Source organism: Sphingopyxis sp. (genome assembly GCF_034380315.1).
GTDB lineage: Bacteria > Pseudomonadota > Alphaproteobacteria > Sphingomonadales > Sphingomonadaceae > Sphingopyxis.
This window is the reverse complement of sequence record NZ_JAXMPB010000003.1, coordinates 152,891-178,735: the sequence shown is the minus strand read 5'-3', so window position 1 is coordinate 178,735 and position 25,845 is coordinate 152,891. Positions and strand designations below refer to the sequence as shown.

Genomic DNA, 25,845 nt, shown 5'->3' with positions numbered 1-25,845 from the left:
TTAGCGTCATTCCATGGCCTACAGCCCCTTTGTTCCCCTGCGCGTCTTTTCCAGTTTCACCATGCTGGAGGGGGCGATCGACCCCAAGGCGATTGCGAAAGCGGCGCGCGAGCGCGGCTTTCCCGCAGTGGCGGTGGCCGACCGCAACGGGCTTTATGGCGTCATGGCCTTTGGCGATGCGTGCAAGGCGGCCGGGGTGCAGCCGGTGGTCGGCGCGCTGCTCAGCGTCGCGCGGCCGGGGCAGAGGCTGCCGAACGGCGCGCCGCTGATCGACTGGCTCGCCCTCTATGCGCAGGACGAGGCGGGTTATGACAATCTGTGCGCGCTGGTATCGGCGGCGCACCTCGACCGGCCGGTCGAACAGGACCCGCATGTCGCGCTGTCGGCGCTTGCGGGCAAGACCGATGGCCTGATCTGCCTGACCGGCGGCGGCGAAGGGGCGCTGGCGCGGTTGCTCGCCGACGAACAGAAAAGCGCCGCCGACGATTATGTCGAGCAGCTGGAGGCGCTGTTCGGCGGGCGGCTCTATGTCGAATTGTCGCGGCGCGGCGATCCGGTCGAGCAGGCGGCCGAAGCCGCGCTGATCGACATGGCCTATGCCCGCGCGCTGCCGCTGGTGGCGACCAATCCGGCCAATTTCGTCGAACCGCAATTCCATGCCGCGCATGATGCGATGCTGTGCATCGCCCAGTCGGCCTATGTCGAAAGCGAGGACCGCCGCGTCAGCAGCCCGGAGGCGTGGCTGAAACCCGCCGAGGCAATGGAAGACGCCTTTTCCGACCTGCCCGAGGCGATCCGCAACACGCTGGTCATCGCCCAGCGCTGCGCCTTCATGGCGCCGAAGCGCAAGCCGATCCTGCCAAGCCTGGCCGGCGACCGCGAGGGCGAGGCGGCGCAGTTGAAAGCCGACGCCCACGCCGGGCTGGCGGCGCGGCTCGCCCCCTATGCCGATCTGTCCGACGACGAGCGTCAAGCCTATGTCGAACGCCTCGATTTCGAGGTCGATGTCATCACCCAGATGGGGTTTCCCGGTTACTTCCTGATCGTTGCCGACTTCATCAAATGGGCGAAGGCGCATGATATTCCGGTCGGGCCGGGGCGCGGTTCGGGGGCGGGCAGCCTGGTCGCCTGGGCGCTGACCATCACCGACCTTGACCCCTTGAAGCTTGGCCTGCTGTTCGAACGCTTCCTCAATCCCGAGCGCGTGTCGATGCCCGACTTTGACATCGACTTTTGCGAAACCCGCCGCGGCGAGGTGATCCGCTATGTGCAGGAAAAATACGGCCGCGATACCGTCGCGCAGATCATCACCTTTGGTAAGCTGAAGGCGCGCGCGGTCCTGAAGGATACGGGGCGCGTGCTCCAGATGAGCTATGGCCAGGTCGACCGGCTGGCGAAGCTGGTGCCCAACCATCCGACCGACCCCTGGACGCTCGAACGCGCGCTGAACGGCGTTGCCGAGCTGATGACCGAATATAAGCAGGACGACGGGGTCCGCCGCCTGTTCGACATGGCGCGGCAATTGGAAGGCCTGCCGCGCCACAGCTCGACCCACGCCGCCGGGGTGGTGATCGGCGACCGTCCGCTCGACCAGCTCGTCCCACTCTATCGCGATCCGCGCTCGGACATGCCGGTGACGCAGTTCGACATGAAATATGTCGAAACCGCGGGGCTGGTGAAATTCGACTTCCTCGGCCTCAAGACGCTGTCGGTGCTGAAGGAGGCGCGGCGGCTGCTCGCGCTGCGCGGGATCGACGTCGATCTCGACACGCTTGGCTGGGACGATGCGCAGGTTTACGAACTGCTCCAGCGCGGCGACACGGTCGGGGTGTTCCAGCTGGAATCCGAAGGGATGCGGCGCACCCTGTCGGCGGTGAAGCCGACCAATTTCGGCGACATCGTCGCGCTCGTCGCGCTCTATCGCCCCGGACCGATGGACAATATCCCGCTGTTCGGGGCGCGCAAGAACGGGCGCGAGCCGATCGCCTATCCGCACCCGCTGCTCGAAGGCATTCTTGCCGAAACCTATGGCATCTTCGTCTATCAGGAACAGGTGATGCAGGCGGCGCAGATCCTGGCCGGTTACAGCCTGGGCGGCGCCGACCTCTTGCGCCGCGCGATGGGCAAGAAGATCCAGGCTGAAATGGACGCGCAGCGCGAAAGCTTTGTCGCGGGCTGCGCCGAACATAATCAGATCGACGCCAAGACCGCGAACGAGCTGTTCGATTTGATCGACAAATTTGCGGGCTATGGCTTCAACAAGAGCCACGCGGCCGCCTATGCGCTGCTGTCGTACCAGACCGCGTGGCTGAAGGCGCATTATCCGCACGAATTCTTCGCCGCCTCGATGTCGTTCGACAGCCACCAGACCGACAAATTGTCGGTGTTCATCGACGATATGCGGCGGCTGGACATTGCGGTCGCGCCGCCGTCGGTCAACGACAGCGAGGCCGATTTCTCGGTCAGCCGCAGCGGGGATGAGCAGGGCGGCGGCCTCGCCGTGCGCTATGCGCTCGGCGCGCTCAAGGGCGTCGGTGAAAAGGCGATGGAGGCGCTGGTCGCCGAACGTCAGGCAAGGGGCGATTTTGCGAGCCTCGACGATTTTGCCGGGCGCATCGATCCGAAACTGCTCAACCGCCGCCAGATCGAGGCGCTGGCGGGCGCGGGGGCGTTCGACGCGATCGAGCCCGATCGGCCGCGCGTCTTTGCCGGGGCCGAGGCGCTGCTCGCCTGCGCGAGCAGCAGCGCGCACGAACGCTCGACGGGGCAGGGCGGGCTGTTCGGCGGCGACGTCGACCTGGCGCCGGTGCTCCAGCTTCCCGCCGCCGCGCCCTGGACGCTGGCCGAGCGCATGGGGCGCGAAAAGGAAGCCTTTGGATTCTATTTTTCGTCGCACCCGGTCGAACAGTATGAAGCGATCCTGGCCGCGCGCGGCGCGCGGACCTATGGCGATATTTGCGACAATGTCGACATGACGCCCGGCACCCGCATCCCGATGGTGATGGCGGCGATGGTCGAAAGCGCCCGCCCGCGCGTGTCGCAACGCGGCAACCGTTTCCTCAACCTGACTCTGTCCGACCGCAGCGGCCAGTTCCAGTCGAGCTGTTTCGACGAAGGCGCCGGCAAGGTGCTGGAGGCGCTGGCGAGCGACGGTGGCTGCGCGATGCTGTCGGTCGAGCTCGACCTGCTGGAGGGCGAGGAAACCCCGCGCGTCACCGTGCGCGGTGCGCAGGCGCTGGTCGATATCGCGGCAAAGGCAGCGCTTCAGCTCGAATGCCGGGTTGATGCGGCGGAGGCGATCGACGACATCGCGCGCTTTGCGACGACGAATGATGAGGCGCGCGGGCGCATCATTCTTACCACCCCCGACCCCGAAACCGGGGCCGATATTCGAATCGAGCTGGGGCGGCGCTTCGTCCTGAACCCCGATCTCGTCGCGCGGCTCGACACGGTGGCGGGGATCGTCGATCCACGGCTGTCGCTTGTCGCGCCAAAGGATTTCAGGGTACGCTAGGCCGATGACGCAGGCGATATCGGGTTCCTGTCTTTGCGGCACTGTCCGCTTCGAGGTTTCGGGCGGGTTCGACGCCTTTTTCCTGTGCCACTGTTCACGATGCCGCAAGGGCAGCGGTTCGGCCCATGCCGCGAATCTTTTTTCTTCCAGCGCGGCGGTCGCCTGGCTGGCGGGGCGCGAGCAGGTCAAAAGCTGGCGCGTTCCGGAAAGCCGCCACGAGCGGAGCTTTTGCGGCGCGTGCGGCAGCGCGCTGCCGGGCGTGCAGATGGACGGCGCCTTGCTGGTGGTTCCGGCGGGATGCCTCGACGATCCGATCGCGATCCAGCCGACGGCGCATATCAGCTGTGCCAGCCGGGCGGACTGGGACGATGGGCTGGAGCATGTCGCCAGGCTGGACGGCCTGCCGGGCTGACCGCGGCGCGATGGCGACGAAATGCGCCTTTGGCCTTGCGCGCCGCGCCCTGCTGCCCTTATCGCTGGACAAAGCCATAAAGAGGAAGAGGATGCCGAACCGATGGGAATGCAAGGTCAGCCGTTACTCGTCACCAGCCTGATCGACCACGCCGCGCGCGAACATAGCGATCGCGAGATCGTGTCGCGCTGGGCCGACGGCAGCCAGACGCGCACCAGCTGGGGAGAGGTCGGGCGCGACGCGCGCCGCTTTGCCGCGGCGATGGTCCGGCTTGGCATGAACAAGGGCGATCGCATCGCGACGCTGGCGATGAACCACGGCCATCACCTGGTCAGTTGGTACGGCAGCGCGGGGATGGGCGGGGTGTTGCATACCGTGAACCCGCGCCTGTTCGACGAACAGCTCGTCTATATCATCAACCATGCCGAGGATCGGGTTCTGTTGTTCGACGCGGCCTTTCTGCCGATCGTCGAACGGCTGCGCGACCAATTGCCGACCATCGATCATTTCATCCTGTTCGACGCCCCGGCGCGCGAGGGATATTCTTCCTATCGCGACCTGATCGATGCCGAGGACGGCAACTTTCAATGGGTCGAACTCGACGAACGCGATCCCGTCGGGCTGTGCTATACCAGCGGCACGACCGGGAACCCCAAGGGCGTGCTGTACGAACATCGTTCGAATGTGATCCACGCGATCACCGAAATTCAGCCCGATGTTTTCGGCCTGTCGAACCGCAGCGTGATCATGCCGATCGTCCCGATGTTCCACGCCAACAGCTGGGGCGTGCCCTTTGCCGCGGCGACCGTGGGATCCAAGCTTGTCTTTTCGGCGACAAACGATGCCGAGGGGCTGTGCGACCTGATGCAGCAGGAGGGCGTCACCCACAGCGCGGGCGTGCCGACGGTGTGGATCGCGATGTTCGCGCATATGGACGCCAGCGGCACCGGCTATGGCAAGCTGGAGCGGGTGATCATCGGCGGGTCGGCGGCGCCGCGCGCGATGATCGAACGTTTCATGAAGGCGGGAATCGTCGTTGGCCATGCCTGGGGGATGACCGAAACCAGCCCGATCGGGACGATGGGCAAGCGGCCGTGGAACTGGGATGATCTCGGCTTTGACGAACAGGTCGATATCGTCTGCCGCCAGGGTTGCCCGCCCTTTGGCGTCGAACTGCGCATCGTCGATGATGCCGACCAGCCGCTGCCCCGCGACGGCAAGAGCAGCGGCCGGCTGCAATGCCGCGGACCGTGGATCATCAAGCGCTATTTCAAGGCTGACAGCGACGCGACCGACGCCGACGGCTGGTTCGACACCGGCGACGTCGCGGTGATCCACCCCGACGGGGTCATGCAGATCACCGACCGCGCCAAGGACGTCATCAAGTCGGGCGGCGAGTGGATCAGTTCGATCGAGCTCGAAAATGCCGCGGTCGGCGCGCCAGGGGTGCAGGAGGCCGCGGCGGTCGGCGTCTATCACCCGAAGTGGGACGAACGCCCGATCCTGTTGATCGTCAAGAAGCCGGGCACAGAGGCCAGCGAGGCAGGCATCCTCGATTATCTGAAGGACAAGGTCGCCAAATGGTGGCTGCCCGACGAAGTGGTTTTCGTCGACGAACTGCCGCACACCGCGACCGGCAAGATATTGAAGCGCCAGCTTCGCGACGATTACAAGGATTACAAGCTACGCTCGCTGACCGACGCCTGACGGCCGGAGCGGACTGGCGGGCACTTCGCCCCGCTGGTCCGCCGCCGGATCAGCCGCGGGCGGGTCAGAAGGCCGGGTCGTTCGCGGGATCGTCGTCCAGCGGCGTCACCGCGCTGTGGATACCGCATTCGGTCTTGTCCCAGCCGCGCCAGCGACCCGAGCGCGGGTCTTCGCCCGGCTTGACCTTTGACGTGCAGGGCGAACAGCCGATCGACGGATAGCCTTCGGCCTCCAGCGGGTGGCGCGGCAGGTCATGTTCGGCGAAATAGGCGTCGAGCATTTCGCGCGTCCAGTTGGCGAGCGGGTTGAACTTCAGCCGCCCGCTGTCGCCGTCGAGTTCGAAGCGCGGCAGCCCCTGGCGGGTCGACGACTGGAACCCCTTGCGCCCGGTGATCGAGGTGTCGAAATTGGTCAGCGCCTTTTCGAGTGGTTTGACCTTGCGGATGTCGCAGCAGCCGTCGGGGTCGTATGACCAGCGCAGCTCGGTTGCGTCCTTCGCCGCCAGTTCCGCCGCATCGGGGGTCAGGGTGACGATATTCAGCCCCAGCCGCGCGGCGAGCGTGTCGCGATAGGCAAGCGTTTCGGGGAAATGCTTGCCGGTGTCGAGGAACAGCACCGGCATGTCGGGCGCCGCCCGCGTCACCAGATGCAGCAGCACCGCGCTTTCGGCGCCGAAACTCGAAACGATGGCGCTGTCGCCGATCAGCCCGGCGCCGATGACGCTGGCGACAACCTCTGCCGCATCCTGTCCGCGGAACAGATTGTTGAGCCGGATGACGTCGGCCTGGGTAAAGCGCGGCGCCACGTCGATCCGGTCGCGGGTGCGGGGCTCGGTCATCTTCCTGGGTTCGTCCTGAGGAGCCGTTGAGCCTGTCGAAACGGCGTCTCGAAGGGCTGCCAGCGATGCATCGAGACGGGCCTTCGACAAGCTCGGTCCCTCCGCAGCACCAACGGCTTTTCCGGCATCAGCCATGGCGTAATTTCCATATGGGCACCGCGCCGTCGGCGGCGGTCTGATAATGTTCGGGCCAGCGGGTCAGCGCTGCCTCGACATCGGCGGCATTGAGCGGCTTTTCTGGCGAAAAGCTGTCGAAACCACACCGCTTCATATAGGCGATCTGATCGACCAGAACGTCGCCCTGTGCGCGCAGTTCGCCCGCAAATCCCGCTTCGCGCAGGATACGCGCCGACGAATAACCGCGCCCGTCGCGAAACTTGGGAAACGCGACCTCGATCAGCGCCAGCCGGTCCAGATGCGGGATCAGCGCGCGCGCATCCTCATCGGGTTCCAGCCGTACCGCGGTGGCGTTCGACTGTTCCAGAAAGGCGTCGAGCGTGACGCAGGGTTCCTCGCCGTCGCTGTGCAGATGCTCAACCATAGATTGCTTCCTTGAACGGGGCCATGCCGACGCGGCGGAAAGTGTCGACGAAGCGTTCGCCGTCGCTGCGTTCGGCCAGATATTTGTCGGTGACGCGCTCGATCGCATCGACGATGCCATCCTCGTCGAAACCGGGTCCGGTGATGGCGCCGAGCGACACATCCTCGGCCCCCGATCCGCCGAGCAGCAGCTGGTAATTTTCGGTGCCCTTACGGTCGACGCCCAATATGCCGATGTGGCCGGCATGGTGGTGGCCGCAAGCGTTGATGCAGCCCGAAATCTTGAGCTTCAATTCGCCCAACTCGCGCTGGCGGCCAAGGTCGGCAAAGCGCGCCGCGATCTTCTGTGCGACCGGAATCGAGCGTGCGTTGGCGAGGCTGCAATAATCGAGGCCGGGGCAGGCGATGATGTCGCTGATCAGGTCGAGGTTCGGCGTCGCCAGGCCCGCAGCGTCGAGCGCCTGCCAGATCGCGTAAAGGTCGGCCTTGCGGACGTGCGGCAGGACGATGTTCTGCGCATGGGTGACGCGCAGCTCGTCATGGCTGTATTTTTCCGCGAGGTCGGCCATCAGGTCGATCTGCGCCGAGCTTGCGTCGCCCGGAATGCCGCCGGCCGGCTTCAGGCTGATCGTCACCACGGCGTGGCCGGCAACCTTGTGTGCCGCGACATTCTGGTCGACCCACACCGCAAAGTCGGGATCGCTGCGGTCGACCGCGTCGGGTGCCGAGGCGTCGAGCGCGGGCGGCGCGAATTGCGCGGCGATGCGGTCGAATTCGGCGCGCGGCGGGTCGATGCCCAGCGTCTTCACATGCGCAAATTCTTCCTCGACCTGGCGTGCATATTCGGCGGCGCCCAGCTCGTGGATCAGGATCTTGATCCGCGCCTTGTACATATTGTCGCGGCGGCCATAGCGGTTGTACACGCGCAGGCACGCCTCGGTATAGCTCAACATATCCTCGAGCGGCACGAAATCCTTGATCAGCGGTGCGATCATCGGGGTGCGCCCCATGCCGCCGCCGACATAGAAAGCGGCACCGTGGACGCCGTCCTTCTCGACGATGCGGATGCCGATGTCGTGGAGGCGCATCGCGGCGCGATCCTCCTCGGCGGCGATCACCGCAATCTTGAACTTGCGCGGCAAATAGCTGAATTCGGGGTGAAAGCTCGACCATTGGCGCAGCAGCTCGGCCCACGGGCGCGGGTCGGTCAGCTCGTCGGCGGCCGCCCCGGCGAACTGGTCCGAACTGATGTTGCGGATGCAATTGCCGCTGGTCTGGATCGCGTGCATCTCGACCGACGCGAGGTCGGCGAGGATGGCGGGCGCATCCTCCAGCTTGATCCAGTTGTACTGGATGTTCTGGCGGGTGGTGAAATGGCCGTAATCACGGTCATATTTGCGCGCGATATGGGCGAGCATCCGCATCTGGCGGCTGTCGAGCGTGCCATAGGGGATGGCGACGCGCAGCATATAGGCGTGAAGCTGGAGATAGAGGCCGTTCATCAGCCGCAGCGGCTTGAACTGATCCTCGCTGATCTCGCCCGCCAGGCGGCGGCGGACCTGGTCCGAAAATTCGGCGACGCGCGCCTCGACCATCGCCTGGTCATATTGGTCATATTTATACATGTCAGATCACCCAGTCGCCGGCATGGGGGTCGGCAGGTTTCAAGGTCAGGTCGGGGCGCACCGTCGGGCCAAGGGCGCGGATGCGGTCCTTGATATGCGCGGGGCGCGGCCCTTCGGCGGTGGCTTCGCCATTGATGATATAGGGGGCGTTGACCCGCCGCGCGCCTTCCTCGGCGGCGGCGATCGCCTCGCCCTTGTCGCCGACGTCGGCGGCGTCCTCGATGTGGATCGACCAGTCGCTGCCGGTCCACCAGGTGACAAATCCCGTCTTCAGGTCATTGCCTGTCAAAAGCTTCATGTCAGATCCTTTATCTGTTCGGCGATGCCCGGCGCGCCGAGGCAGTCGAGCGCGTCGGCGCGCGCCGCGACCTTGCCCACGACGATCAGCGCCGGGCTCTGCACCGCCTCGCGTGCGACCAGGTCGCCAAGGTCGGTGAGAAGGGTGCGCAGCACGCGCGCATCGGCGGTGGTACCGCGCTCGATCACCGCGACGGGCAGGTCCGGCGCGACGCCGTCGGCGATCAGCTTGTCGGCGATCGCGCTGGCGGTCGCGAGGCCCATGTAGATGACAAGGGTGCGGCCATGCCCCGCCAGCCCCGACCAGTCCTGATCGGACAGATCCTTGCACTGGCCGGCGACAAAGCTGACCGCGCTCGCATCGTCGCGGTGGGTGAGGGGGAGGCCCGCCTGCGCGGCGCATCCCGCCGCGGCGGTGATGCCGGGAACGACCTCGCACGCGACGCCCGCGTCGCGCGCCGCATCAAGCTCTTCGCCGCCGCGGCCAAAGATGAACGGGTCGCCGCCCTTCAGGCGCACGACCTGTTTGCCGTCCAGCGCCTCGCGAACGATCAGTTCGTTGATCAACTCCTGCTTCATCGTGTGGCGGCTGCGCTGCTTGGCGACGCTGATGCGCGGTACATGCGGCGGGATCAGCGCGAGCACGCCGTCGCCGACCAGCCCGTCGTGGACGACGATATCGGCGCTTGCCAGCAGGCGCGCGGCGCGCAGCGTCAGCAGGTCGGGGTCGCCGGGGCCAGCCCCGACCAACCACAGCTTGCCCGGGCGCGGGGCCAAAGTTGGGTCTCTATCCATGGCGGCAAGATGGTCCGCGCCCCGGAAAATCGCAAAGCAGGCTTTGTTGCCCCCGATGAAGTCAAACTTGCCGGGCAGCCATTTTGCTTCGCTTCGCGCGCCATGACGCGGTGCATGGCCACAAAATTGCCTGAGATCGCTAGAGAAAGCCCTTGCGGACCAGCTTCGGCCCTTCGTTCGGATCGTCGCGCAGGCCGACCCCGATCGAGGCGCGCAAGGCGTCGCTTTCGGAACTTGCGACCGGATAGGCGCAATAGTCGGCGGCATAAAAGGCGCTCGGCCGGTGATTGCCCGACAGGCCGATACCGCCAAAGGGCGCGGCGGACGAGGCGCCGTTGGTCGGGCGGTTCCAGTTGATCACTCCGGCGCGGGCATTGGCCCAGAACTGGTCGTAAAGCTGAGGCGTGCCGCCGATCAGCGCCGCCGACAGGCCAAAGGCGGTGTTGTTCGCCTCGGCGATCGCGGCTTCGAAACTGTCGACCCGGATGACCTGGAGCAGCGGGCCGAACAGCTCGATATCGGGGCGTTCGGGCATCGCGGTGACGTCGATGATGCCGGGGGTCAAAAAGGGGCGCGCCGGATTGGGGCGCGTCATGTGGCGGATCACCTGGCCGCCGTTCGACATCAGCACAAGAAAGCTTTCGGTCAGCCCGTCGGCGGCTTCATTATCGATCACCGGACCCATATAGGGTGCGGGGTCGGCGTGCGGATGGTCGACGATCAGGCGATTGGAAAGATTGCGCACTTCCTCGATCAACCCGTCGGCGAGCGCCTGCTTGACGATCAGTCGGCGGGCGTTGCTGCACCTTTGCCCGGCGCTGAGAAAGGCCGACTGGACAACCAGCGTCGCGGCGGTGCGGATATCGGCCGTGTCCCACACGACGATCGGATTGTTGCCGCCCATTTCGAGCGCGACGATCTTGCCCGGATTGCTCGCGAACTGGCGGTTGATCGCGATGCCGGTGCGCGCCGATCCCGTGAACAGCAGGCCGTCTATGCCGGGATGACCGGCCAGCGCCTTGCCCGTTTCGGGGCCGCCGATCACTAGCCGCAGCGCCTCTTTCGGTACGCCGGCTTCGTGGAACAGTTTGACCAGCCGTGCGCCGGTCGCCGGGGTTTTTTCGGACGGTTTGAACAGCACCGAATTGCCCGCGATCAACGCCGGGACGATATGACCGTTCGGCAGATGGGCAGGGAAATTATAGGGGCCGAGCACCGCGAGCGTGCCATGCGGTTTGTGCCGCACTGCGTTGCGCAGGCCCATCGCGCCTTCGATGCGGCGGTTGGGGGTGCGTTCGGCATAGGCCTTGACCGAAATATCGACCTTGTTCGCGACCGATTCCACCTCGGTTCGCGCTTCCCACATCGGCTTTCCGGTCTCGCGCGCGATCAGATCGGCGAGGGCGTCGCCCTCCGCCTTCACCCGGTCGGCAAAGCGGCGCAGCGTTTCGGTGCGAAAGGTGACGGGTTTCGACGCCCATTCGGGCCACGCGCGGCGTGCGATGTCCACTTCGGCGTCGACATCGCTTGCCGGGCCGCGCCACAGCTCCTCGCCGGTAGCTGGCTCAAAGGAAAGCAGTTCGTCGCTCATGGTCAACCGCCTCTTATCGGCGAATGATGGTGGCGGCAACCTGTCCCACACAGGAACGGCACGCGATGGCTTGCACCGCGCCGCCGGGTTCGCGATAGACGGCTGAAAGGCGCACGCGGCGCCGCTCGACGCCAGATGATGCTACCAAGGGGACGACCCATTTCGCTCAAACAGGAAAGTCGCGACTGGACGGATCATTTCTGGTGGTCGGCCGACGGGGTGCGGCTGCACGCGCGAATCTATGCCGGCCCCGACGCTGCGGTGGATGCGCCGCCGATCCTGTGCATGCCGGGGCTGGCCCGCAACGCCCGCGATTTCGAGGCGCTGGCGCCGCATCTTGCACAGTGGCGCCGGGTCGTCGTGCTCGAATTCCGGGGGCGGGGCGAGAGCGCCTATGCCAAGGATCCGATGACCTATGTGCCGCTGACCTATGTTCAGGATGTCGTGGCATTGCTCGACGAAATGGCGATCGGTCGCTTTGCGACGGTCGGCACCTCGCTCGGCGGGCTGGTGTCGATGCTGATGGCGGCCAGTCTGCCGGGGCGGCTGGTTGGCGTATTGTTGAACGATGTCGGTCCCGAACTGGAAAAGGCCGGGCTCGACCGCATTCGCGACTATATCGGCGCGGGCGGCAGCCAGCCGACCTGGATGCACGCGGCGCGGGCCTATGCCGAAACCAACGCCGCCGTCTATCCCGGTTATGGCATTCACGACTGGCTGCGCATCACCAAGCGGACGCACCGCCTGACGCCCGAGGGGCGTGTCGTCGCCGATTATGACAAGCAGATCGCAGCGCCGCTGCGCCTCGCCAGCGACGAGGCCGGGATCGACCTGTGGCCTGCCTATGAAGCGCTGGGCGACATTCCGGTGCTGATCCTGCGCGGCGCCTTGTCCGACATATTGGCGAAGGGGGCGGCGCAAAAAATGGTGAAGCGGCTGCCGAACGCGCGGCTGGTCGAGGTGCCGGGAGTCGGCCACGCCCCGACGATGGACGAGGCGAAGTCGCGCGCCGCGATCGATGCCTGGGCGGCCGGGCTGCCCGCGGCGTGACGCCCGGCGACCCCGCGCGGGGCGACCGTCCGGTCCGCATCGTCCACCTGCATTCCAGCTTTTCGCTGGGCGGCAAGGAAGCCCGCGCGGTCCGGCTGATGAATTTGATGGGCGACCGGGCACAGCACACGATCCTGTCGGCGGTGCCGGGGGCGCTCGGCGCGCGCGATGCGATTGATCCAGGCATCGACGTGCGCTTTCCAACCGACGCGCCGTCGCTCGCCGGGCGGCCGTCGTGGGGCCGGTATCGCGCGCTTGCCTCCTATATCTATCGCTTCGACCTCGCGCTCAGCTATAATTGGGGCGCGATGGACGGGGTGATGGCGCACCGCCTGTTCTGGCGCCGCCGGTGGTACGACATGCCGCCCAATCTGGTGCATCACGAAGACGGGTTCAACGAGGATGAAAGCGTCCGGCGCAACTGGAAACGCAATCTGTTCCGCCGTCATGCGCTGGGTTCGGCCGGGGCGGTCGTCGTCCCCTCGACGCTGCTCGCCGGGATCGCCGCCGATGAATGGAAGGTGGCGAACCGCGTTCACCTGATCCGTAACGGCATTGACGTCGCGGCTTATGCGGGTGGTCCGTCGGTCGCGATTCCGGGATTGGAACGGCGGCCCGGCGAGGTCGTCGTCGGGACCGTCGCGGGCCTGCGCAAGGTCAAGGATCTGCCGCGGCTGGTGCGCGCGGTCGCCGCGTTGCCCGGCCATGTCCGGCTGGTGATCGTCGGCGAAGGCCCGGAGCGCGACGCCGTTGCGGCAGAGGCGGCGGCGTGCGGCCTTGGCGACCGGCTGGTCCTGCCCGGTTTCATGGCGCATCCGGCGCGCTGGATCGGTCATTTCGACCTGCTCGCCCTTTCGTCGCGCAGCGAACAGGCGCCGATTGCGGTGATCGAGGCGATGGCGGCGGGGTTGCCGGTCGTCAGTCCCGATGTCGGCGACGTCGCGGCGATGGTCGGGACGGCGAACCGGCCTTTTGTCGCGCGCGACGAGGACGGCTTTCGCGCGGCGCTGTCGCGGCTGGTCGGCGATGCGGCGCTGCGGGCCGAAATCGGCGAGGAAAACCGGCGGGTCGCGGCGAAGCGCTTCGACGAATCAGTGATGGTCGGCGACTATCAAAAGCTCTATGCTCGCGCGCTGGACGGCTATGATGTTTTTTCGGGGCGATCCCCGGGGGCGGAATCCTAGGTTTTACCCTAGGCTTTGATTGACAAGTGGGGCCGACTTCCTCTTACGGAAGCGGGAACTGGGGGCCGGCGCCGCGAAGGCGGCCGGTGGAGAGAAAGAGGTTTTACAGTGTTCAAAGGTTTGAAGCCCATCCTGTACGGCGGACGCGAAGTCTGGCCGTTGGTCGAGGGTGGCAAGGGCGTGTCGGCAACCAACCATCTGTCGAGCGGCGCCTGGGCGGCCGCGGGCGGCATCGGCACCGTTTCGGCGGTCAATGCCGACAGCTATGACGCCGATGGCCAGATCATCCCGCAAATCTATCGTGCTGCAACGCGCCGCGAACGGCACGAGGAACTGATCGCCTATGCCATCGACGGCGCCGTCGAACAGGTGAAGCGCGCCCATGACATCGCGGGCGGCAAGGGCGCGATCAACATCAACGTCCTGTGGGAAATGGGCGGCGCGCAGCAGGTTCTCGAAGGCGTGCTCGAACGCGCCAAGGGCCTCGTCACCGGCGTCACCTGCGGCGCCGGCATGCCGTACAAGCTCAGCGAGATCGCGGCGCGGCACAATGTCCATTATCTGCCGATCATCTCGTCGGCGCGCGCTTTCCGCGCGCTGTGGAAACGCGCCTATCACAAGGTCGCCGACCTGATGGCGGCGGTGGTGTATGAGGATCCGTGGCTGGCGGGCGGGCACAACGGCCTGTCGAACGCCGAAGACCCGCTGAAACCCGAAGATCCCTATCCGCGCGTCAAGGCGCTGCGCGACACGATGCGCGCCGAAGGGATTTCGGACGATGTGCCGATCGTCATGGCGGGCGGCGTCTGGTACTTGCGCGACTGGGAACATTGGATCGACAATCCCGAACTCGGCCAGATCGCCTTCCAGTACGGCACCCGCCCTCTGCTGACGCACGAAAGCCCGATCCCGCAGCAGTGGAAGGATCGCCTCCGCACCCTCGACGAAGGCGACGTGCTGCTCCACCGTTTCTCGCCCACCGGCTTTTATTCCAGCGCGGTGCGCAATCCCTTTCTGCGCGATCTCGAGGCGCGCTCGGAACGCCAGATCCCCTATTCGAAACAGGAAGCGGGCGACCATGTCGCGCAGCTCGATGCCGGGGTGAAGGGCAAGAATTTCTGGGTGACGCCGCACGACCGCGACCGCGCGCGCGACTGGGTTGCCGAAGGCTATACCAGCGCGCTCAAGACGCCGGACAACACCGTCGTTTTCGTCACCGAAACCGACAAGGCGGTGATCCGCAAGGACCAGACAGACTGCATGGGCTGTCTGTCGCACTGCGGTTTTTCGGCGTGGAAGGACCATGACGATTACACCACCGGCTATCTCGCCGATCCGCGCAGCTTCTGCATTCAAAAAACGTTGCAGGACATCGCGCATGACGGGGATGTCGAACAGAATCTGATGTTCGCGGGCCACGCCGCGTTCAATTTCAAGACCGATCCCTTTTATTCGAACAACTTCACCCCGACGGTGAAGGAGCTCGTCGACCGGATCCTGACGGGGGATTGATCCCCCGTCATTGCGACCCCGGCGAAAGCCGGGGGAGGCAATCCAAGGTCAGCCCTTAACGGCCGTTGCAGTCAAGTTCAGGCCCACCCCTCCAGCACCTGATCGGGCGGGCGGTGGCCGTCGCTCCAGGCGCGGATATTGGCGATGACCTTTTCGCCCGACGCCTCGCGTCCTTCGATCGTCGCCGAGCCGAGGTGGGGGAGGAGCACGACATTGTCGAGCGCCAGCAGGTCGGGGTCGACCGCGGGCTCGTGGGTATAGACGTCGAGCCCGGCGCCCGCGATACGGCGGGCCTTCAGCGCCGCGATCAGCGCCTTTTCATCGACGATCTCGCCGCGCGCGGTGTTGATGAGGTAAGCGGTGGGCTTCATCGCCGTGATCCGCGCCGCGCTGACCATCTCGTGCGTTTCGTTGGTGTGCGGGCAGTGGATCGTCACCACGTCGCTGATCCGCAGCAGCGTGTCGACGCTGGCGTGATAGCTCGCGCCCAATTCCTCTTCGAGCGCGGCGGGAAGGCGCTTGCGATTGTGGTAATGGATCGACAGGCCAAAGGCGCGGGCGCGCCGTGCGACCGCAAGGCCGATCCGTCCCATGCCGATGATGCCGAGCAATTTGCCGCCGACCCGGTGGCCCAGCATCGCGCTCGGCGCCCAGCCCTGCCACTGGCCCGACCGCATCAGCTTTTCGCCCTCGGCCAGGCGGCGCGGCACGCTGAGGATCAGCGCCATCGTCATGTCGGCGGTATCCTCGGTGAACACGCCCGGCGTGTTCGCGACCATGATGCCGCGCGCACGGGCGGCGGCAAGGTCGATATGATCGACCCCGGCGCCGAAATTGGCGATCAGTTTCAGCCGCTCGCCCGCGGCATTGATGATCGCGGCGTCGATGCGATCGGTCACGGTCGGGACCAGCACATCGCAATCGGCGACCGCCCGTTTCAGTTCATCCTCCGAAAAAGCATGGTCGTGCGCCGACAGCGCGACGTCGAACAATTCGGCCATGCGGGCCTCGACATGCGGCATCAACTGGCGCGTGACGATGACGCGGGGGCGTTTCGGGCGGGATGAATCGGACATGGCCGCCGATAGAGCGCGCCAGCGCACGGGGGTCAAGAGGGGAAGGGCGGCCGCGAGCCTGTGGACAGTGTGCGCAAAAGCCGATGCGCGCGGTTGAAAATCGGGGCGGAGTTTGACAAGGCAGGGGAATGACCAGCCGTCCGTTTTTCGTCGTTCTTGTCGCCGCCGCGACCGCCTTTCCCGCCGCCGCCCAATCCGATCCCGAACTGCCCTATTGGGCGTCGATCAGCGTCGACGAGGCGCGGATGCGCAAGGGGCCGTCGCAGGACGTGCCGGTGATCTGGGAATATCGGCGCAAGGATCTGCCGGTACGGGTGATCGCGCGCCACGAAAACTGGCGCAAGGTCGAGGATCCCGACGGGACCCAGGGCTGGATGGCCGCCCGCCTGCTCAGCCGGACGCGCACCGCGATCGTCATCGGTGACGTGCGCGTGATGCGCGCCGCCGCCGACGCGGGCGCGCCGATCAGCTATCGCGCCGAACCCGGCGTCGTCGGGCGGATCAGCGATTGCAAGAATGGCTGGTGCCTGTTCGACGTCAAGGGGCGCAAGGGCTGGATCCGCACCGACCATATCTGGGGCGACTGACGGCCGAGGGTCCGGCGCGCGAAAAAGGGCCGGACGGTTTCCCGCCCGGCCCCATGGCTTTCATCATGGCCGCGGCTTAGCGCCAGCGGAAATGATTGGGGTAAACCCGCATCACCTTTCCGCTGCGGACATTGACCAGCAGCAGGTCGTTGTAATGGCGCACATAGGCCAGGTTGCGGTTGGCGCGCGGCAAGCCCCAGCGGCTGTCGTAATTCAGCCGATAGGCGGGGGCGTAATAGGCCGGGCGCAACATCGATCCGACGCGGAACGACTGATAACGAAACGGGGCGCGATAATGCTGATAGCGCTTGTCGCGGCGCCATTCGTTGCGGCTTTCGCGCAGGTCGCGCCGCGCGTCGTCATAATCGCGGCGTGCCTCGCGCACGTCCCGGCGGTCGCCGTGGCGCTGTGCATCGCGATAGTCACGGCGCTCCTCGCGCACTTCGCGGCGATCGCGTTCGATTTCGCGGGTCTGGGCCTGCGCGACGGCGGGAACCATCATCGCGGCGATCAGGCCGGCGGTAAGCAGCTTGGTCATCTTCATTTGCCATTCCTTTCATACCGTCAGGGGGGAGGGGATCTGCCCGATGACAGGAAAGGGAATAGGCGGCGGCCCTTGAACCGAAACGGAATGCCGCGTTTATTTTGAGGACATTAGTGTCGCAATTTGTCGCGAAGATGCGGCGGGGCAATCGGGTGCGGCGCCACGTTTCGCGAACGCCGCCCCTGGATGGCTTTCCCCGGCTTTCGCCGGGGTCGCGCAATGATGGGGGTCAGGCCCCGATCAAAGCAGCTCGATGGCGACCGCCGTGGCTTCGCCGCCGCCGATGCACAGGCTGGCGATGCCGCGCGTCTTGCCGTGGCGCTGGAGCGCGGCGATCAGCGTGGTGATGATGCGCGTGCCGCTGGCGCCGATCGGGTGGCCGAGCGCGGTCGCGCCGCCGTGGACATTGATCTTGTCATGCGGAATGCCAAGGTCGTGCATCGCGAACATCGCGACGCAGGCAAAGGCTTCGTTGACTTCGAACAGGTCGACGTCGCCGATCGACCAGCCCGCCTTGGCCAGCACCTTGTTGATCGCGCCGACCGGGGCGACGGTGAAATCCTTGGGTTCCTGCGCGTGCGCGGCATGGGCGACCAGCTTGGCGACCGGCTTTGCGCCCTTGGCGTCGGCGACCGACTGCCGCGTCAGCACCACGGCGGCGGCGCCGTCCGAAATCGAGCTGCTGGTCGCGGCGGTGATCGTGCCATCCTTGGCAAAGGCGGGGCGCAGCGTCGGAATCTTGTCGGGGTTGCCCTTGCCCGGCGCCTCGTCGGTGTCGACGACGACCTCGCCCTTGCGGGTGGTCAGCGTCACCGGCGCGATTTCGGCGGCAAAGGCGCCGTCGGCGATCGCGGCCTGGGCGCGGCGCAGCGATTCGATCGAATAATCGTCCATCGACTGACGGCTGAGCTGATAGGCGTCGGCGGTATCCTGCGCGAACGTGCCCATCGCGCGGCCGGCGTCATAGGCGTCTTCCAGCCCGTCGAGGAACATATGGTCATAGGCGGTGTCGTGGCCGATGCGCGCGCCCGAACGATGCTTTTTCAGCAGATAGGGGGCGTTGGTCATCGATTCCATGCCGCCCGCGACCACCAGGTCGATGCTGCCTGCGGCCAGCGCCTCGGCGCCCATGATGACGGTTTGCATGCCCGAACCGCACACCTTGTTGACGGTCGTGGCCTGCACCGACTTGGGCAGGCCCGCCTTGATCGCGGCCTGGCGCGCCGGGGCCTGGCCCAGGCCGGCGGGCAGCACGCAGCCCATATAGATGCGCTCGATATCGTCGCCGGAAACCCCAGCGCGCTCGACCGCCGCCTTCACCGCGGTCGCACCAAGGTCGGTCGCGCTCGCGTCCGACAACGCGCCCTGCATGCCGCCCATGGGCGTGCGAGCAAAGGACAGGAAAACAACGGGATCGGTGGCGGTCATGACAAAAGACTCCGGTGGAGAAAGATCAGGTCACGCGGGGGACTAGCGGAAATGCTGCAACTGCGAAAGGGGGAGTGGGAAAGCGGGGGCGAACCTCCGTGCCCGTTGCCCGCCATGGCGCAGAAGATCGCATCGGGCCGGCTGCCCGGGGAAAGGGCGCCATGCTTTGATGCGCTTTGAGATATATCGCTTGCGTCCGCACCAGCCGGTTTCATCTTGCAACGCGCCCGCGCTCATGATCAAACAGGCAGGAGCAAGCAAAGGGGCAACACCATGGCAACGGTCGCAGTCGGTATCGCAGACGAAATTCAGCGGATGCAGCAGGTGCTCGCGGCGCAGCGGGCCAGCTTTACCGCCGCAATGCCCGAAAGCCTGTCGGTGCGCGCCGACCGCATCGACCGCGCGATCGCGCTGCTGGTCGACAATGCGGAGGAATTCGCCAAGGCGGTGAGCGAGGATTTCGGGCACCGCAGCCGCGAACAGACGCTGATGACCGATATCATGCCGTCGGTCAGCGCGCTCAAACATGCAAAGAAGCATATGGCTGCCTGGTCGAAGGGCGAAAAGCGCAAGCCGACCTTCCCGCTCGGCCTGCTCGGCGCCAGGGCCGAGGTCGTCTTTCAGCCAAAGGGCGTCGTCGGGGTCGTCGCGCCCTGGAATTTCCCGGTCGGCATGGTGTTCGTGCCGATGGCGGGCATTCTTGCGGCGGGCAACCGCGCGATGATCAAGCCCAGCGAGTTCACAGAAAATGTATCGGCGCTGATGGCGCGGCTCGTCCCCGACTATTTCGACGAAACCGAGATGGCGGTGTTCACCGGCGATGCAGAGGTCGGGATCGCTTTTTCAAAGCTCGCCTTCGACCATATGATCTTCACCGGCGCGACCAGCGTGGGCAAGCATATCATGCGCGCCGCCGCCGACAATCTGGTGCCGGTGACGCTGGAGCTGGGCGGCAAGTCGCCGACCTTCATCGGCCGCAGCGCCAACAAGGATCTGGTGGGACAGCGCGTCGCGCTCGGCAAGATGATGAACGCCGGGCAAATCTGTCTCGCCCCCGATTATCTGCTCGTTCCCGACGATCAGGAAGGCGCGGTGATCGACAGCATCAGCAAGGGCGCGGCGGCGCTCTATCCCACGCTGCTCGGCAATGACGACTACACCTCGGTCGTCAACACGCGCAATTACGACCGGCTGCAATCCTATCTCGCCGACGCGCGCGACAAGGGCGCCGAGGTGATCGAGGTCAATCCGGGGAATGAGGATTTTTCGAGTTCGAACGGGCACAAGATGCCGCTCCACATCGTCCGCAATCCGACCGACGCGATGAAGGTGATGCAGGAAGAAATCTTCGGCCCCATCCTGCCCGTGCGGACATACAAGCATATCGACGAGGCGATCGATTATGTGAACGACCGCGACCGTCCGCTCGGCCTCTATTATTTCGGGCAGGACAAGAGCGAGGAGGACCGTGTGCTCACGCGCACCATTTCGGGCGGGGTGACGGTCAACGACGTCTTGTTCCACAATGCGATGGAGGATCTGCCGTTCGGCGGCGTCGGACCGTCGGGCATGGGCAATTATCATGGGCTGGATGGCTTTCGCACCTTCAGCCACGCGCGCGCCGTCTATCGCCAGCCCAAGATGGACGTGGCGGGCCTTGCGGGTTTCAAGCCGCCCTATGGCAAGGCGACGGCCAAAACGCTGGCGCGCGAACTCAAGAAATAGGATCAGTCCCGCCCGGCAACCTTGATGTCCTTGCCCAGCAGCGTCTTTACATAGACCCGCTGGACCAGGACATAGACCACGACGGTCAGCGGCGCGGCCAGCAGCACGCCGAGGAAACCGAACAGCAACCCCGCCGCGACGACCGCGAACAACAGCACCGCCGGCGGCACGTCGACCGCCTGGCGCTGGATCATCGGTTGCAGGAAATTGCCCTGCAATTGCTGGATGACCAGGAACAGGATCAGCGTCCACAGCGCGGTGGCCGGCGACACGGTGAAGGCCAGCAGCACCGCCGGGAAACCGGCGATGACCGGTCCGACCATCGGAATGACGTCCAGCAATCCGGCGATCAGGCCAAGACCGCCTGCCGCCGGAACGCCGAGCAGGGCAAGCCCCGCCCAGGTCAGCGCCGCAACGACCAGCGACGACACCGCCTGACCGACCATCCAGCCGCGCAGCCCGCGCCCGGCATCGTCGATCGCCAGCGCCGCCGTATCCTCGGCCCGCCTGGGCAACAGCAACAGCAGACCGCGGCGATAGGTGGCGGGGTCGCCGGCCAGAAAGATGGCGCCGACCAGCACGAGCAGGAAATCGGCGATGCCGCTGCCCGCCGCAATGGCATAGCCGCCCGCCTGCGACAGCAGCCGCGACACGTCGGCGCCGCCGATCTGGGTCAGCTCGCGCATCCGGTCGCCCCAGCCATAACGATCGAGAAACGCCTCGACATTCTGGATCGCGGCCGGGACCGTCTGGCGGATGGTATCGAACTCGTTCGCGAGCTGCGATCCGAACAGCGCGAATACGCCGACGAACAGCCCGATGATCCCCGCCACCGACAGGGCCAGCGCCAGCGGCCGACCGATGCCGGTCCGGCGGCACAGCCAGCTGGCGATCGCATCGAACACCGCGCCCAGGACGACGGCGGCAAACACCAGCATGAAAAAACGGGTCAGTTCGACGACCATCCACGCGGCGGCGCCAATCGCCAGCACGGTCAGCGTCGTCGCGGCGACGCGGGCCTGCCCATAACCCGGCGTCGCCCTGGCCGCATCGGTACCCGCGCGCGCACCCTTGGGTGAAACTTCGCCCGCCGCGGGATCGGGCGCCGCGGTCGGCGCCGACGTAGAGGCGCGGGCCGATGATGAAGCGCGGGCGGGAGCGGCGCGGGTAGAGGCAGCGCGGGCAGGGCCGGTGGGGGCAGGGGATGGCGCGGTGCGCGGCGGCTTGCGGCTCTTGGTCATCGCGCCACCATATCGCCGCGACGATAGCGCGCAACAGCTTGCTGGAAAGCGAAGTCGATCCCGTTGCCGCTATTCGCTGGACGCGCCGTGGTGTTTTGTGGCAACGGGCCTCCGTCAATGGCGTCCGGGACGGAGAATCGATCCCGCCGGGCGGCATCCACGGGCCCCTGTGGTGAAATTGGTAGACGCGCTCGACTCAAAATCGAGTTCCGCAAGGAGTGCTGGTTCGAGTCCGGCCAGGGGCACCACCATTTTTCTAAGCACCTGTGGCTAAGTCCTTTTTGCCAGGATTGGGAAAGGCTCCGGCCGAAAGTCCTCGGGCTTCGCCCGTTCAGCGCCAGCCGGTCCATGAAGCCTGTGCGCGCGATGTACTGGTTCAGTTGGGCGCTCGTTGGCGGGGCAGGGGCTGTGCTAGCCTTGCCGTCGGATTATGGAGGCGCCTGATATGAAATCGAGTGTGAAAGCGGCCTTTGACGGGGAAATGGCCGGCGCCTCGGCGGCCGAGGCGGCGGGTGATTTCGCGCTTGCCAAACATCATCTGGAACGTGCGCACATCCTCGGCCAATGCTGGTATGTCGCGCATGTGAAAACCCATTATCGCATGTTGCGCCTCGCGCTCAGGCAATCGGATGCCAGCGAGGCGCGCGGGCAGCTTGTGCGGCTGGTGGGGGCGGGCCCCTTCCATATGGCGGGCTGGGTGCCGGTCGGCAATACCGGCGGAGCGGACGTCTCCGCCACGTTGCCGATGCCCATCCCATCCGACCTCGCGCAACATCTGGAAGACAATCCGCTTCGCAAGGGGTTGATCATCCGCGCCCTGTTCCTCGCCGGGCTGGTCGCGGCGTGGCTGTTTTTCATGCGATAGGCCGCGAGGCCCGGGCGCTCAGCCCAGAGCAGAACCGCACCGTCGCCGCCGCGTCCAGTCTCTCGTTCACGGGGTGGCTTCCGCCCGCGCCGGACAAGCCCCCGCGACCCTGAAGAGGCGGCGCAGCGGCAGACCGCGCGGCGAGGGGGACCCTCGCCTGCAAGCGTCATACACATCTGTGCAAGGCGCGCGTGGATCGTGCTGGGCGCCAGAGGGAATGGCGCGTTCTCGGCAGCTTCACGTCGCCACATGGCGCTGTCGGAAAGAAAAAGGCGCCCCGGAACCGCAAGGGAAATGCGGTTCCGGGGCGCCCGATGACGAGCCTGTCGTTGGCGCGTTACCGGGTCTTGAAACGGACGCCGACGCGGAACGAACGGCCGAGCAGGTCGCTGAAGGTCGAGTTGGCCGACAAGCCGGTTTCCGGAAGCAGGATGGGGTCTTTGTCGAACAGGTTGGTGACGTTGAAGAAAAGCTGACCTTGTGATTCCCCGACCTTGATCTTCGCGGTGAAGTTGAGGTCGGTGTAGAAGGTCCCATCAACATGGTTGTTGTTGACCGTCGGCGCGGCCGCCGTGCTCGGCGGACAGGCGGACTGACAAACGACGTACCTGTTATCGTAGGTGCCCGAGCTCACGCCCCGACCCACCGCCGAAATCGAATAATTCGGCGTGTCGAACATCGCCGACAGACGGAAAATCCAATTGGGTGTGCCGCTGGTCTGGCCGCTATTTTGGCCAACGCTGTTCCTCGGCGTCGAGACAGCGTTATCGACAAGATTTTCCAGATAGTTGGTTGCCGTGCCGCGCAGAGTCAGGCTGCTCGAGCTATTGTCGAAAATCCGGTCGAGCGGGATGCGATAGCTCGCCTCATAGTCGATGCCGCGAACCTTGACGCGGGCAAAGTTGAAGGGGCTGGCCGCGACGATGAAATCGCGGGCACCGCTGACGTCCGGGGTAATGGCGTTACAGAATTCCTGACGCCCTTCATTACAGCGTTGTGCGATGTCGCCGGCGAAAAACTGGGCGATCGCATCCTTAACTTCGATCCGGAAATAATCGACCGAAAAGGCAAAGCCGGGCAGGAAGCGCGGCTGGATTACGGCGCCGACGCTCAGCGAGTCGGCCTTTTCCGGTTTCAGGTTCAAATTGCCCGTTGTGATTTCCTGATAATTCTTGCCGGCATAGGTGGCACCAACCAGCTGAACATTTGTACTAAAGGTATTGGTGCGCGACTGTCCCGACTGGAACAGTTCGTTGAGGTTGGGGGCGCGAATGTCGCGCGAGAGGGACCCGCGCAGGCGGATGTCGTCAATCGGTTGCCAGGTCAGCCCGGTTTTCCAGGTTGTCACATAGCCAGCGGTTGAATAGTCGGTAGCGCGCACGGCGCCGTTGAATTCTGCGCCAAGGCCCAGCGGAACGACGGTTTCAAGATAGGCTTCCTTGACGTCGTAGCTGCCAATCGTGGGCCGGAAATTGCCGACCGACCAACCTGACTGGAATTCGAGCGGGACGAAGCCCGACACCTCTTCCTTGCGATACTCGCCGCCGACGGCGATGCTGACATCGCCGGCCCAGGTCGCAAACGGCGTCGTGGACAGGTTGATGCCGGCCACGGTCTGCTTGAATTTCTGATTGCGATAGGGGTCGCCCAGCACCCATTCGATGGCGTCGGGGTTGGCCACGCCGATGCCCAGGCGGTTAAGCGGAATACAGCCGTTGGTGGGCTCCGTCAGCGTAGAGCGGCAGACAATCGTTCCCGCCGGAACGCCAAGCGTATTGCCCGCGGGTGCGAACACCGCATCCGTCGCCAGCGCCATCCGGCTATTGTTCATGATGTCGCGGATCTGTTCGCGCGTATCGGTTTGTCCATATTGGACATAGGCGCCCCAAACCGCCTTGTTGCCGAACATTTCGAACTCGCCGTTCGCGCCGATGGCATAGCGTTGAACTTCTCGCGCGCTGTTGTTTTTGCGGAACGGCAGGTCGGCGGCGGACGTCCCCAGATTGACCGAGGTCACGCCGGCCAGCTGCGCAGCACCAAGTGCCTGGATCAAATAGGCATTGTCGGCTTGCAAGGTAAAACTAGCCGCCTGCGGGCCAGAGTTGAACAGGGTCTTGTTCCAGTTGTAGGACGCCTCGCCAAAGACGCTGATCCAGTCGGCGACGTCAAAGCTGACGCGGCCGAATACACCGCGGCGATCGTCTGTCGCGTCCAGGCCGATCCGGCGCGATGTGTCGTTGATCTGCCAATCGCCGCCAACCGTTTGCGAGCTGTCGGTGAGCGATCCGAACTGATAGTTTTTGACGGTTCCGCCCTGGTCGAAATAGATACCGCGCAGGCTGGCGCCCGTCCCTACTTGCGAACGAATGATGCTGCCCGGCGTGCTGTTCCAGGTGCCGGCGCCATACACGACCAAGCTGGCGGGCCCGCCGGCCGCGATGGCCGCCGCTGAATTCGCCACGGTGCGATAGCCCAGCTGGTTCCATTCGCGATCGACCTGGAAAATGCCGTCGCGATGCGCATATTCGCCTGCGAGCAAAACATGGCCCCGGCCGTCGGCGAAGGCCATGCCGGCTGCGGCGGAAAAGCTGTAGTTGAAGCCGTCGCCTTCGTCGGTGATGCCGATGTCGGCATCCAGCTTCAGGCCGGAAAATTTCTTGTCGAGCACATAGTTTACGACGCCCGCAACCGCGTCCGATCCATAAGCGGCCGATGCGCCGCCGGTCACGATTTCGACGCTCTTAATGAGCGATTGGGGAAAGGTGTTGATGTCGACAAGGCCGGTGATTGTCGAGCCGACCGAACGACGACCGTCAAGCAGCACCAGCGTGCGAACTTCGCCCAGGTTGCGCAAGTTCATCGTGTTCACGCCAGCAAGGCCCGAGCTGATCGCGAGGCGGGAATTGGAGGGGCGAGTGCTTCCTGCCAACGCCGGAACCTGGTTGACGAAGTCGGCGATGTTGTTGGTGGGCGACTGGTTCTGAATGTCGTCCTGGGTCAGCACCGTCAGCGGGGTCGGCGCCTGGAAACCGTCGCGGGCGACGCGCGTTCCGGTGACGACGATCTGGTCGGCGGCTTCGGCGGTGCTGCCGTCGGCGGCTGCATCCTGGGCCATCGCCGGAGCGGCATGGACCAGCGCCAGCGCGGTCATGGTCGCGCCAAGGCGGCCCGCACGGCGTGGCAACCGGCTAATTTTTCCAACATCACGCATTGTCTTGAACTCCCCATTTTCCCGAGCGAAGCCGTCTGCGGCCCGATGCATGCCCCTGCGTCGGTTCCGGATGGCTTTGCCCCAATTTTCCTACCTGGCCGCT

At 65.4% G+C, this 25,845-nt stretch carries 20 protein-coding genes and 1 tRNA gene; 10 read left to right on the top strand and 11 right to left on the bottom strand.

Annotated features, from left to right (window positions below):
- The first annotated feature begins 13 nt into the window (after nt 1-13).
- The 3 genes from dnaE to U0S50_RS06815 all read left to right on the top strand — a co-directional run bounded on the left by dnaE (nt 14) and on the right by U0S50_RS06815 (nt 5,633).
- Entirely contained in the window at nt 14-3,514 is a 3,501-nt protein-coding gene (gene dnaE, locus U0S50_RS06825; protein WP_322308016.1) for a DNA polymerase III subunit alpha, read from the top strand.
- A 4-nt stretch (nt 3,515-3,518) separates the two neighbouring features.
- Nucleotides 3,519-3,926 carry a GFA family protein gene (locus U0S50_RS06820; RefSeq protein WP_322308015.1) on the top strand — a complete coding sequence of 136 codons (408 nt, stop codon included), beginning with the start codon at nt 3,519-3,521 and terminating at the stop codon, nt 3,924-3,926.
- A gap of 102 nt (nt 3,927-4,028) precedes the next feature.
- The gene (locus U0S50_RS06815) at nt 4,029-5,633 is read left to right on the top strand and encodes a long-chain fatty acid--CoA ligase (protein ID WP_322308014.1); all 1,605 of its coding nucleotides are present in this window, start codon (nt 4,029-4,031) and stop codon (nt 5,631-5,633) included.
- A gap of 64 nt (nt 5,634-5,697) precedes the next feature.
- On the opposite strand, the gene U0S50_RS06810 is transcribed toward U0S50_RS06815, so the two are convergent.
- From U0S50_RS06810 to astD, 6 genes are all read right to left on the bottom strand, one after another.
- The gene (locus tag U0S50_RS06810; protein WP_322308013.1) at nt 5,698-6,471 is read right to left on the bottom strand and encodes a phosphoadenylyl-sulfate reductase; all 774 of its coding nucleotides are present in this window, start codon (nt 6,469-6,471) and stop codon (nt 5,698-5,700) included.
- 127 nt (nt 6,472-6,598) lie between these two features.
- The gene (locus tag U0S50_RS06805) at nt 6,599-7,012 is read right to left on the bottom strand and encodes a DUF934 domain-containing protein (protein WP_322308012.1); all 414 of its coding nucleotides are present in this window, start codon (nt 7,010-7,012) and stop codon (nt 6,599-6,601) included.
- Nucleotides 7,005-8,636 carry a nitrite/sulfite reductase gene (locus U0S50_RS06800; RefSeq protein ID WP_322308011.1) on the bottom strand — a complete coding sequence of 544 codons (1,632 nt, stop codon included), beginning with the start codon at nt 8,634-8,636 and terminating at the stop codon, nt 7,005-7,007. The genes U0S50_RS06805 and U0S50_RS06800 overlap by 8 nt, the downstream gene beginning before the upstream one ends.
- Nucleotide 8,637: 1 nt before the next feature.
- Nucleotides 8,638-8,934 (bottom strand): DUF2849 domain-containing protein, encoded by a 297-nt coding sequence (locus U0S50_RS06795; RefSeq protein WP_322308010.1) that lies wholly within the window; start codon nt 8,932-8,934, stop codon nt 8,638-8,640.
- On the bottom strand, nt 8,931-9,728 hold the full coding sequence (gene cobA / locus U0S50_RS06790; protein ID WP_322308009.1) for a uroporphyrinogen-III C-methyltransferase: 798 nt from the start codon (nt 9,726-9,728) through the stop codon (nt 8,931-8,933). The genes U0S50_RS06795 and cobA overlap by 4 nt, the downstream gene beginning before the upstream one ends.
- A gap of 139 nt (nt 9,729-9,867) precedes the next feature.
- The gene (gene astD / locus U0S50_RS06785; RefSeq protein ID WP_322308008.1) at nt 9,868-11,319 is read right to left on the bottom strand and encodes a succinylglutamate-semialdehyde dehydrogenase; all 1,452 of its coding nucleotides are present in this window, start codon (nt 11,317-11,319) and stop codon (nt 9,868-9,870) included.
- Between the two features lie 135 nt (nt 11,320-11,454).
- Here astD and U0S50_RS06780 point away from each other — a divergent pair, with 135 nt between their 5' ends.
- The 3 genes from U0S50_RS06780 (at nt 11,455) to U0S50_RS06770 (ending at nt 15,065) form a co-directional block, all read left to right on the top strand.
- The gene (locus U0S50_RS06780; RefSeq protein ID WP_416194967.1) at nt 11,455-12,369 is read left to right on the top strand and encodes an alpha/beta fold hydrolase; all 915 of its coding nucleotides are present in this window, start codon (nt 11,455-11,457) and stop codon (nt 12,367-12,369) included.
- Nucleotides 12,366-13,553, top strand: coding sequence for a glycosyltransferase family 4 protein (locus U0S50_RS06775; protein WP_322308007.1), 1,188 nt, complete (start codon nt 12,366-12,368; stop codon nt 13,551-13,553). The genes U0S50_RS06780 and U0S50_RS06775 overlap by 4 nt, the downstream gene beginning before the upstream one ends.
- Nucleotides 13,554-13,661: 108 nt before the next feature.
- On the top strand, nt 13,662-15,065 hold the full coding sequence (locus U0S50_RS06770) for an NAD(P)H-dependent flavin oxidoreductase (RefSeq protein WP_322308006.1): 1,404 nt from the start codon (nt 13,662-13,664) through the stop codon (nt 15,063-15,065).
- Nucleotides 15,066-15,142: 77 nt separating this feature from the next.
- Here U0S50_RS06770 and U0S50_RS06765 read toward each other — a convergent pair whose 3' ends face one another.
- A complete protein-coding gene (locus tag U0S50_RS06765) occupies nt 15,143-16,141 on the bottom strand; it encodes a D-glycerate dehydrogenase (RefSeq protein ID WP_322308005.1) in 999 nt (332 codons plus the stop codon).
- A gap of 128 nt (nt 16,142-16,269) precedes the next feature.
- Here U0S50_RS06765 and U0S50_RS06760 point away from each other — a divergent pair, with 128 nt between their 5' ends.
- On the top strand, nt 16,270-16,728 hold the full coding sequence (locus tag U0S50_RS06760; RefSeq protein WP_322308004.1) for an SH3 domain-containing protein: 459 nt from the start codon (nt 16,270-16,272) through the stop codon (nt 16,726-16,728).
- A gap of 76 nt (nt 16,729-16,804) precedes the next feature.
- Here the strand turns inward: U0S50_RS06760 and U0S50_RS06755 are convergent, their stop codons facing one another.
- Entirely contained in the window at nt 16,805-17,272 is a 468-nt protein-coding gene (locus U0S50_RS06755) for an RcnB family protein (RefSeq protein ID WP_416194966.1), read from the bottom strand.
- A 240-nt stretch (nt 17,273-17,512) separates the two neighbouring features.
- Nucleotides 17,513-18,700, bottom strand: coding sequence for an acetyl-CoA C-acyltransferase (locus U0S50_RS06750; protein ID WP_322308003.1), 1,188 nt, complete (start codon nt 18,698-18,700; stop codon nt 17,513-17,515).
- 273 nt (nt 18,701-18,973) lie between these two features.
- Between U0S50_RS06750 and U0S50_RS06745 the strand changes: the two genes are divergently transcribed.
- Nucleotides 18,974-20,425, top strand: a complete 1,452-nt coding sequence (locus U0S50_RS06745) for a coniferyl aldehyde dehydrogenase (RefSeq protein ID WP_322308002.1) — start codon at nt 18,974-18,976, stop codon at nt 20,423-20,425.
- A gap of 2 nt (nt 20,426-20,427) precedes the next feature.
- Here U0S50_RS06745 and U0S50_RS06740 read toward each other — a convergent pair whose 3' ends face one another.
- Nucleotides 20,428-21,666 carry an AI-2E family transporter gene (locus U0S50_RS06740; protein ID WP_322308001.1) on the bottom strand — a complete coding sequence of 413 codons (1,239 nt, stop codon included), beginning with the start codon at nt 21,664-21,666 and terminating at the stop codon, nt 20,428-20,430.
- Nucleotides 21,667-21,829: 163 nt separating this feature from the next.
- Here U0S50_RS06740 and U0S50_RS06735 point away from each other — a divergent pair.
- Nucleotides 21,830-21,914: transfer RNA gene (locus U0S50_RS06735), tRNA-Leu, on the top strand.
- Between the two features lie 197 nt (nt 21,915-22,111).
- Complete coding sequence (locus U0S50_RS06730) at nt 22,112-22,531, top strand: DUF3703 domain-containing protein (protein ID WP_322308000.1); 420 nt, start codon at nt 22,112-22,114, stop codon at nt 22,529-22,531.
- 337 nt (nt 22,532-22,868) lie between these two features.
- Here U0S50_RS06730 and U0S50_RS06725 read toward each other — a convergent pair whose 3' ends face one another.
- Complete coding sequence (locus U0S50_RS06725; RefSeq protein ID WP_322307999.1) at nt 22,869-25,742, bottom strand: TonB-dependent receptor plug domain-containing protein; 2,874 nt, start codon at nt 25,740-25,742, stop codon at nt 22,869-22,871.
- Nucleotides 25,743-25,845: the final 103 nt, after the last annotated feature.

Excerpts from the sequence above, each read along its gene's own strand:
- U0S50_RS06795 (WP_322308010.1), bottom strand. The coding sequence starts at position 8,934 with ATGAAGCTTTTGACAGGCAATGACCTGAAGACGGGATTTGTCACCTGG.
- U0S50_RS06740 (WP_322308001.1), bottom strand. The coding sequence starts at position 21,666 with ATGACCAAGAGCCGCAAGCCGCCGCGCACCGCGCCATCCCCTGCCCCC.
- U0S50_RS06730 (WP_322308000.1), top strand. The coding sequence starts at position 22,112 with ATGAAATCGAGTGTGAAAGCGGCCTTTGACGGGGAAATGGCCGGCGCC.
- U0S50_RS06815 (WP_322308014.1), top strand. The coding sequence starts at position 4,029 with ATGGGAATGCAAGGTCAGCCGTTACTCGTCACCAGCCTGATCGACCAC.
- astD (WP_322308008.1), bottom strand. The coding sequence starts at position 11,319 with ATGAGCGACGAACTGCTTTCCTTTGAGCCAGCTACCGGCGAGGAGCTG.
- dnaE (WP_322308016.1), top strand. The coding sequence starts at position 14 with ATGGCCTACAGCCCCTTTGTTCCCCTGCGCGTCTTTTCCAGTTTCACC.
- U0S50_RS06810 (WP_322308013.1), bottom strand. The coding sequence starts at position 6,471 with ATGACCGAGCCCCGCACCCGCGACCGGATCGACGTGGCGCCGCGCTTT.
- U0S50_RS06755 (WP_416194966.1), bottom strand. The coding sequence starts at position 17,272 with ATGAAGATGACCAAGCTGCTTACCGCCGGCCTGATCGCCGCGATGATG.
- U0S50_RS06745 (WP_322308002.1), top strand. The coding sequence starts at position 18,974 with ATGGCAACGGTCGCAGTCGGTATCGCAGACGAAATTCAGCGGATGCAG.
- cobA (WP_322308009.1), bottom strand. The coding sequence starts at position 9,728 with ATGGATAGAGACCCAACTTTGGCCCCGCGCCCGGGCAAGCTGTGGTTG.
- U0S50_RS06805 (WP_322308012.1), bottom strand. The coding sequence starts at position 7,012 with ATGGTTGAGCATCTGCACAGCGACGGCGAGGAACCCTGCGTCACGCTC.
- U0S50_RS06725 (WP_322307999.1), bottom strand. The coding sequence starts at position 25,742 with ATGCGTGATGTTGGAAAAATTAGCCGGTTGCCACGCCGTGCGGGCCGC.
- U0S50_RS06780 (WP_416194967.1), top strand. The coding sequence starts at position 11,455 with ATGATGCTACCAAGGGGACGACCCATTTCGCTCAAACAGGAAAGTCGC.
- U0S50_RS06820 (WP_322308015.1), top strand. The coding sequence starts at position 3,519 with ATGACGCAGGCGATATCGGGTTCCTGTCTTTGCGGCACTGTCCGCTTC.
- U0S50_RS06800 (WP_322308011.1), bottom strand. The coding sequence starts at position 8,636 with ATGTATAAATATGACCAATATGACCAGGCGATGGTCGAGGCGCGCGTC.
- U0S50_RS06760 (WP_322308004.1), top strand. The coding sequence starts at position 16,270 with ATGACCAGCCGTCCGTTTTTCGTCGTTCTTGTCGCCGCCGCGACCGCC.
- U0S50_RS06750 (WP_322308003.1), bottom strand. The coding sequence starts at position 18,700 with ATGACCGCCACCGATCCCGTTGTTTTCCTGTCCTTTGCTCGCACGCCC.
- U0S50_RS06765 (WP_322308005.1), bottom strand. The coding sequence starts at position 16,141 with ATGTCCGATTCATCCCGCCCGAAACGCCCCCGCGTCATCGTCACGCGC.